Origin of the sequence: Enterobacter cloacae complex sp. IR53030, from assembly GCF_049238365.1 — a bacterium.
Classification (GTDB): Bacteria; Pseudomonadota; Gammaproteobacteria; order Enterobacterales; family Enterobacteriaceae; genus Enterobacter; species Enterobacter kobei.
Genome location: NZ_JBMKHA010000050.1, coordinates 1 through 6877, shown reverse-complemented (window position 1 = coordinate 6877; position 6877 = coordinate 1). Strand labels below are relative to the sequence as shown.

The 6877-nt window shown below is 52.4% G+C and carries 4 protein-coding genes and 1 pseudogene; all 5 read right to left on the bottom strand.

Annotation, left to right across the window (positions count from 1 at the left end; translation table 11 throughout):
* Positions 1-67: 67 nt before the first annotated feature.
* Positions 68-163: pseudogene (locus tag ACOTXR_RS24750) on the bottom strand ((4Fe-4S)-binding protein); the annotation flags it as partial.
* A gap of 80 nt (positions 164-243) precedes the next feature.
* A complete protein-coding gene (gene pgaD / locus ACOTXR_RS24745) occupies positions 244-750 on the bottom strand; it encodes a poly-beta-1,6-N-acetyl-D-glucosamine biosynthesis protein PgaD (RefSeq protein ID WP_034167704.1) in 507 nt (168 codons plus the stop codon).
* Positions 747-2081, bottom strand: coding sequence for a poly-beta-1,6-N-acetyl-D-glucosamine synthase (gene pgaC, locus ACOTXR_RS24740; RefSeq protein WP_034167705.1), 1335 nt, complete (start codon positions 2079-2081; stop codon positions 747-749). The genes pgaD and pgaC overlap by 4 nt, the downstream gene beginning before the upstream one ends.
* On the bottom strand, positions 2078-4099 hold the full coding sequence (pgaB, locus tag ACOTXR_RS24735) for a poly-beta-1,6-N-acetyl-D-glucosamine N-deacetylase PgaB (protein WP_034167706.1): 2022 nt from the start codon (positions 4097-4099) through the stop codon (positions 2078-2080). The genes pgaC and pgaB overlap by 4 nt, the downstream gene beginning before the upstream one ends.
* 9 nt (positions 4100-4108) lie before the next feature.
* Complete coding sequence (gene pgaA / locus ACOTXR_RS24730; RefSeq protein WP_034167707.1) at positions 4109-6571, bottom strand: poly-beta-1,6 N-acetyl-D-glucosamine export porin PgaA; 2463 nt, start codon at positions 6569-6571, stop codon at positions 4109-4111.
* Positions 6572-6877: the final 306 nt, after the last annotated feature.

Sequence of the window (6877 nt, the reverse complement as noted above, 5' to 3'; positions counted from 1 at the left end):
TCATGTGCAGCTCCATCAGCAAAAGGGGATGATAAGTTTATCACCACCGACTATTTGCAACAGTGCCGTTTCCTGAATGCTGACATATCGCCGTGTTGAAGTAGACGTCAATCTTCTCGCCGGTATAGGCCCGGTAACCTGCCTCCAGTAGTTCCTTTTCCACGACATTACCTCGCATTTTTATTGTCTGAGTCTAATCATAGACCGATGCGAGGCTGAGGGAAGTGGCGGGTAGCAGAAATATCACTCGGGCCTTTTCTGTAACAATGGCTCCCGCTCCGGCGGCAAATATTCCAGCATTGCAGGCGTCGGCGGCGGCAGGCGGTTATCGGCGATGTGCTTGTCCACATCGATATGACTGATTTCGCCATTCTCATGGTGATGGACCGTCAGCACCCTCGCTTTGTTCAACTCTGTAACCAGTTCACGGGTAATACGTAAACTTTCCGCCAGCTCATGGTCTTCCAGTCCTGGTCTGCGACTGCGACGCTCCACCCGAAAACGAAACTGGTTGTATTTCGCCCAGCCGATCAGCACCAGTCCGTTGACCAGCGCGACAAGGATGTAAAACGTGACCGTATCCAGCGTGGTGAAAAAAGGACGCACGCCCATATACGGTGAATGCGCCAGGGCCGTAATCAGCCCTTTGTAGATTAAGTATAAAAATCCAACCCAGGCAAAAATCGTTAACAGAACGTCAATGATGCGCGGCAGCAGACGCCGCTCCGTAAAGATCAGCGGCTGACTCATGATTCGATCCTCCCTATTCCACGGTCAGGACTCACCCAGCGCGCCCTGCCGCGTTTGCGTTTGAGCATCACTTTCGGGAATGACACCAACGTGGTAAACAGGCTCAACAGCCAGTACACCACCGGGAACCAGATTATCCAGAACAATGAGGCGCCAATGCCTTTTTCATAGCGTCGTTCAATCATCAGGCTTATCGCAAACTGTATTAAGCAGACCACGCCGAGAATAAGTCCGGTAAAGGCTGGCGGGAACAGATGTTGAACATACAGCGAGTCCGGCATCGGGATCATCAGTCCCAGCAGGAACAGCACGATACTGATCGCATAGGCAAATGCCCACGTGGTAGAAAAGCAGAACTCGAAAAATAGCGGCCACATGCGGCGGAACTCCCACGACCACAGACGGCGCATGTTAACAATAAACACCTCCGCCCCGCCTTGCGCCCAGCGCAGGCGCTGCTTCCACAGCCCTCTTAACGTTTCAGGCATCAGGATCCAGCACAGCGCGCGCGGCTCAAAGAATATCGACCAATGGCGCAATTGCAGCTTCCAACTGATATCGATGTCTTCGGTGATCATGTCCGGGCTCCAGTACCCCACCTCGGCCAGCGCGCGACGACGAAACGCCGCAACTACGCCAGAGACGCTAAAGATCTGACCATAGACTCGTTGAGTACGCTTAATTAAGCCGATAATGGAAGAGAACTCACCGACCTGCACACGACCGATTAGCGTGGAACGGGTGCGAATACGCGGGTTGCCGGTTACCGCCCCAACGCGTGGGAACTGGATCAGCGGAGCGACCAGATACGCCACGGCATCGCGATCCAGTAACGCATCGCCATCAATACACACCAGGTAATCGCTGCGCGCAGCGGCCGCGCCCGTTTTGAGCGCCAGCGCTTTGCCCTGGTTTTCAGCCAGATGAATGACGCGCAGGCTGGGGTACTCAATCGCCAACTGTTCCAGAACATCGTGCGTATCGTCCGTTGAACCGTCGTTAATGGCAATCACTTCGATATTCTTGTAGCGCTGTGCCATCGCAGCGCCGATGGTTTCCCGCGCGTTGATCCCTTCGTTAAAGCAGGGGATCAAAATGGAAACCAGCGGATTTCCCTCCAGCGTCGGTGGCGGTGTATCGTCTCCCCATTTCCAGTGACGCTCACGATAAAACCAGAAATAGACCCCGCCGCTTATCCATAATGCAGACATGAATAAAGGCCAGAAGAAGACGAAGTTCAACATGACTTCACCTGTAAAGATGACAGCCACGCCAAACGGCAGGCTGAACATCAGGCAAAGTATCAGGAAAGCAATAATGCGATCGGTCATTTTTGCGGGTACCAGTATGAGGAGAACGTCGAGCGAATCTCTGACATCTCAGGTTTGTCGCTGATGAAATCATCCGGATAATAGCCGTAGTTACCTGCACCACTTAGTTTCAGTTGGCGCATCCATTCGGCTATTTGTTTTCCACTGATTTCTGCCTCGTCCCCGGATTTACGCCAGTCTCGTGCCTGCAGTTCAAACACGGTTTTGTCCAGCGCGCCGGGCGTTTGTGCAACGGCATTGACTAATCTGTCGAGCCAGGCATTGGCATCATTAGCCGGGATCTGCTCCATGAATGGCATCGCCATGGGTGCCGTCCAGTCATAGGTATTGAGGAAATCATTCAGGTTTTGCGCAAACCAGGCTTCGCTTTCAGGCTCCAGTACCGGCATGGCGTATATATTGCGGGCAGTTTGCACCTGCGGACCGCGAATATTGCGTACCGATTGCGTCAGTTGCTTAGTAAAGTCGATCAGCATCTTACTTTTCAGGCGCGTCCAGCGTTCGAAGGTTTGAGGGTTGCTACGGATTTGCTCAATACTTCCCGGAAGCCCTGCGGCGCGGTAGGCGGCTAACGCCTCCGGTGACGCATCTTCAAAGTCCGTCAGGAAAGCATCGTCGTGGAACAAAATCCCTTTGAAGCTGGCATGCTTCGCCAGGTCTTCATAGATTTCAGTGATACGTTTACGCGCTTCGCTGTCCCAGGGAGACAGACGCACATAGTTCTCGTGATTGATCGCAGTGCGTCCTGTTTTCGGATCCCATGCCGTCACGCGTGGAATGGAAGCATCGAGGTCGAAAGCCAGTACCGGCATCCAGGCATATACCGTCACCCCGGCCCGCGTTTGTAACTGCCAGGAGATATAGTTAAAGAGATCGGCACGCATCGGCAGCCAGCGGTTAGGGAAATAGAGTTCGCGAATATTCCCGTCGCCTTTAGGATCGGCGTACGCCTGCAGGAAGACATGAGAAATGCGCATGTCATAAACACGCTGGATCAGCTTGTCGATGTTTCGCTTCTGCTGGGCAGGATCTTTGTCATACACGTAATCCAGATCGACGTGCATCACACGCATCGTTTGTGGTTCACGTACCTGAGCAACCTGACTGGCAAAGCGCTTGAGAGACGGGTTATCAGAGATCAGTACGCGCGGGATATCATCAAGAAACGCAGCGTTCGCCAGCCCTTCATTGAGCGTAAAGGCCATCTTATAGCCATGTTCTTTGGCCAGCTTTAAGGTGGTGCCGTTAGCCGCACCATAAGGCCACACCCACGCGCGCGGCGATTTCCCGGTTACCGATTTAATCTTATTGGTGATCAGCGAGATATCAGTATTAATGCGACGATTGTACTGTTCGTCGGTTTCGTAAGTCCCTGTTTTCTTATCGAAAAGGCGATTCGCCACCGCAGGTTCTTTGCTTCCTTGCGGGTTCGCCTCAGCGCCGAAATGCGAGTTCCAGGTGTGCGCCCCCACTTCCACCAACGGCGATTTGCCCATTTCCTCGACCATCTTCCAGGTGGCAAATTTATCTCGCGCCGTCATTAAGCCGCCAAAATCGACTTTTTTATTGGCTGGAGAATCAACCCAACTGCCCACTGGAGCCCAGAGCGCAGGCCAGTTGTAGGCTTTCAGCAGCGGCCAGACGCGGGTATAAAAACTGCTGTATCCGTCGTCAAAGGTGAGTAAGACCGCTTTTTCCGGCAACACAATTTTACCGTCATGAGCGTCCAGAATTTGCTGCACGCTAATCGGGTTATAGCCATTATCACGCAACCAGGCCATTTGGTCGCTCAACGCGCTGGTGCGCACGGAGAGGTAGCGCTGGTCGGCGGCGCCATCCTCAACATCATGATAGCCGAGCACCAGGAAGCTGTTTTTCGGCCATGGATGATCTGCCGTCAACGGCGTTCTCTCTGCGGGAGGAACATAGCGAGGCGTTGTATTGTGCGCGCTACTGCACGCGGTAATCATCAACCAGCCAGCGATTAATGCGCTAAGCCACAGGCATCTTTTCAGCATGAACAATCCTTAAAACCTGACATTTAAATCGAAAGCGAGGGAGATATTCCGCTCACGTTTACCGTCATAGGGGCGTTTATCCCAAACCAGCATCACCCCGCCATCTACGACGTTGTTCCATTTGAGCCGTTGTCCATATCCCACCTGAACGATAGCGCCAACGTCTTCACCTTGCTGCCAGTAGCCACCCACTCCGGCTATGCCTTGCTGGGTCCACACGGTGTCATAATGGCGGTAAAGAACCTGTTCCGCGCTCAGGCCTGGCACAACGGAAAAATCACTCTTAGGGTTGTAATACGGCACATTCTCTTTAGTGTTGGTGCTCCCACCGATACCCGGGGTAAAGTCCAGCGTAAAGCGCGGCGTGGTCCACATGCGCTCTTTTCCGCTCAGCCCATATTCGATGCGATCGTTACCATCCGAGAAATGTGATGCGGCAAACGACAATTGGTATTCACGTCGTTCGTTTTGATACCAGCGAACAAACAAATCGCCGCTGTTGGCATATACGCCGCTACGCAGCGCGCGCAGTGGCGTGTTGCGCGAAAGACGCTCGGCCGAACCGCCCACGCGCCAGTTATCGTTGAAATCATGCCAGGCGGAAAGACGACCGCCTATTTTCTGCCCATCGCCATAGTTTCGGCCAGACACTTCCATTTCGGCCCAGTAATCACGGGAAGTCCATTCCGCACCAGCCGCCAGATCGCGGCTAATCCCTTTCCCTTCCTCAAACTCGCCGGTTGCGAAGTTGAATCCGGTAAACAGTCGCCAGTTGTCATTAATTGGCGGGCTGTAAATGGCCGTGTTGATGTTGAAATCATTCTTACCGCTGACCGGGCTATCGGACGAGATCCCCTGCGTGCCGCTAATACGTACTTCCGACATTTTATGCACATCACGCATGCGTGCGAGGCGCAGCGTCGCTTCATCATCCGGACTGCGAGCAATAACGTCATCCGTCAGTTCATCGGCCTGCTTCCACTCCTGGAGATCCAGCGCCACATAGGCCTGCTGACGCTCCAGTTCCAGGTTACTGGGCTCAATCACTTCCGCCAGTTTAAGCTCTTTCTCCGCCGCATGCGGCAGTCCACGGGCTTCAAGAACAGAAGCATAGGATATGCGCAGCCCTTGGTTACCCGAGCCTGTTCGCGCCAGATGCTCTGCGAGTTTTTCTGCCTCCGGCAGTTCATTGGCAGCGATATGATATTGCGTCAGCAGCGACTGTCCCAGCAGCCAGTTATCGTTTGGCTGCGGCGTTGGCGAACCATAGATGCGTCGCAGATATGGGCTGTCTTTAATTAACGCATCGACCTGTTTTTTAGCTGCATCAAAGTTTTCATTATCGATGTGCGCGTAGAACAGATCCTGTTGATCCTCAGGACCGAGCGGCGTAACCGGAATCGGTCCGTTCGGATAGTAGATGCTCATCAGCATCGCTTCGGTTTTTTCCGGCTGCCGTTCGCTTAACCATGCCGATGCTACCCAGCGTTTTGCGTAGTTTGGCACCTCGCCGCTCGCAGACAGCGATTCGTATTCACTAATCACTTCAGAAGTGCGTTTACGGACCAGCAAGGCGCCCATGCGGTCAATTCTGGCCCGACGGACATCATTCTGCGCAGAAGGCTCATCTTTCCAGGCAGTCAGCAACTGGTCATAACGGGCTAGCGCTTTATCAGCCACGATAAAACGCTCTTCTTCATTACGCGCAGAGGTATAAGAGGAACGTACCATTTCAGCCGCCGCATCAAGCTCAAGGCGACGCTTCACCGGATCGGCAGTTGGTACCACCTCTGCCATATTTAAGGCGGGCCCGGAAACGCGGTTTGCTGACAGCGCAGACAGCAATGTGGATTTTGCATTTTTTTTGCCTGGATCGACGTCATCCGCCTGGCTGGCAACTAACAATGCATCCCAGTTTTTTCCCTGCGAATGGTAGACATAGGCAAGTAGCGCATCAGAATCAGCCCCGGGATGCGCCTGCGCCCATTTATTCGCTTCAGTAAGGGCTTGCTGATTGTAGCGAGCATCCGCCAACGTCATTATCCAGCCGGTACGTACATCTACGTTATCAGGCTCTTCCTGTAAAACGCTTTCCCAGATGGCTAAAGAATCATTCCAGTTCTTCTGGTTGCGATATGCTCGTGCAGCGGCGACTTTGCCCCGGGCAGGTACATTCATCTGTCCACGATACTGCTGCCAGATTTCAATTGTGGTTTTATCGTTGTTATCGACCCAACTGGAAACTTGCAGCCAGTCGGCAACCTGATTTGGCGTTAGCGCGCTTTTCTTTCCCTGATCCTCAAGGAAACGTAATAGCGGTGCGCTATTACCTCCCCGCGCTTCAATAACCAAAGCGTCATAATCTGATACCGCCGCAGAGATTGGCATCGGGAAAAGAATGCTTGCCGTAAATAAACAGCTTACAGACTTAAAACGTTTAATGAAGTTGGCATGTCGACGCATACTTAACATATCTGCCCTTATATCTTACATCATAGTTAAAATAATAGTTTTCAATAAGTTACAGTCAATCCCTGACGGTTGCCGACCATGTAAGACGCACTGCCGCTTATTTCGTAATAGGGTTATGAAGCAATTAATTCTTTCGTCTTATTGACTACCCGTGCCTCGTCCTCTAATCATTGGAAAGAAGGCATAAACTCGAGAATTTTATCACTCAGCGTAGTTCGTGGCTATGTAATAAGATAATGCTTAGGCAAAAAAAGGATTTTAGACTAAGTTATTCTAAGGAAGGTGCGAACAAGTTCCTGATATGAG

Excerpts from the sequence above, each read along its gene's own strand:
- pgaD (WP_034167704.1), bottom strand. The coding sequence starts at position 750 with ATGAGTCAGCCGCTGATCTTTACGGAGCGGCGTCTGCTGCCGCGCATC.
- pgaC (WP_034167705.1), bottom strand. The coding sequence starts at position 2,081 with ATGACCGATCGCATTATTGCTTTCCTGATACTTTGCCTGATGTTCAGC.
- pgaB (WP_034167706.1), bottom strand. The coding sequence starts at position 4,099 with ATGCTGAAAAGATGCCTGTGGCTTAGCGCATTAATCGCTGGCTGGTTG.
- pgaA (WP_034167707.1), bottom strand. The coding sequence starts at position 6,571 with ATGTTAAGTATGCGTCGACATGCCAACTTCATTAAACGTTTTAAGTCT.